Source organism: Pantoea sp. VS1, assembly GCF_002207995.1.
Taxonomy (GTDB): Bacteria; Pseudomonadota; Gammaproteobacteria; order Enterobacterales; family Enterobacteriaceae; genus Pantoea; species Pantoea dispersa.
Genome location: NZ_NHZE01000120.1, coordinates 1 through 1,031 on the forward strand (window position 1 = coordinate 1; position 1,031 = coordinate 1,031).

At 63.6% G+C, this 1,031-nt stretch carries 1 protein-coding gene; it reads right to left on the reverse strand.

Translation table 11 applies throughout. From position 1 onward, the window contains the following. Nucleotides 1-1,031: TraC family protein (locus tag CBW22_RS24540; protein ID WP_217899540.1), on the reverse strand; the 1,031-nt coding region annotated here is incomplete at both ends.

The following is a 1,031-nucleotide window of genomic DNA, read 5'->3' on the forward strand; positions in this document are numbered from 1 at the left end:
GGAACAGCTTCGCGTAAGAGGTGCCGGCCTTCTTGCCCAGATCCTGCTCTTTGCTGAACGCGGCGTTCTGGCTTTTCACCTGATCCTCCACGCAAACCGTCCAGCTCAGGATAAACGGACAGGGAATGCCGAGATCGGGGAAGCGCATGTTCTGCAGGTTGTCGGACGCCTGCCAGAGCGCGAACTGGAGCGGCGTTTTGGTCATCTGCAGGCTCACAATGCGCGTGCTGGTGACGTCAGACTCCCCTTCCTCACCCAGCGTCCGGTCTTCGCGCTGACGCGCCGTGGTGAGCCGCAGGTAGCCCGGATGGACCTCGAGCTCCGTGCTGGGATCCACGCACTGGCGGTGCAGTTCCTGATCGCCATTCCAGTGACGGCTGCTGGAGACCACCTGCCCCTGGCGATAGTTCAGCTGTTCACGCACCACCGAAAGAAAGGCTTCCGGTCCGACGCGCAGGGAGTCCATCTTTGCGGCCAGCAGCGACACGCGTACGGTTTCACGCAGCTGCACCGCCTCGTCCATTGCGCGTATCCCGCCCCGTCCCGCCTGCCCGTAAACCAGAAACACGCGGTAGTTGCGCAGATAGAGGGGGTACTCGTTTTTATTGGTCAGCCCCATCAGCGCCGCCCGCTCCCAGTAGGCTTTGGTGATGGCGTTCAGGCGGGGCGCCATGCTGCCCTGCCACATGTCGCGGCTGAGTCCCTTGTCCAGCATCTCACCCACGCACTTGCTGGCCACCATCAGCACGGTCACCGGGGTTTTGCGCGGCAGCTTCTTGCGGAGCAGGTCGTCCAGCGCCTGCACCACCTGCTGATTGGCACCGGTCAGGGGCGCCACCTCCAGAATAAAGCCGACGGACCGGCTGTTCACGTAGAGCTCCCGGGTCTCGTCATAGGCGCGCCAGGGCAGCAGGCCGCTCAGGGACGGATAGCTGAAGCTCTGGCGCAGCAGGGCGGCAGCGTCTTTCGTACCGCCCTCGTCCCGGCTGCTGCTGAAGATGCCGGCAAGGTGTTCGAGAACGTTACTGAGC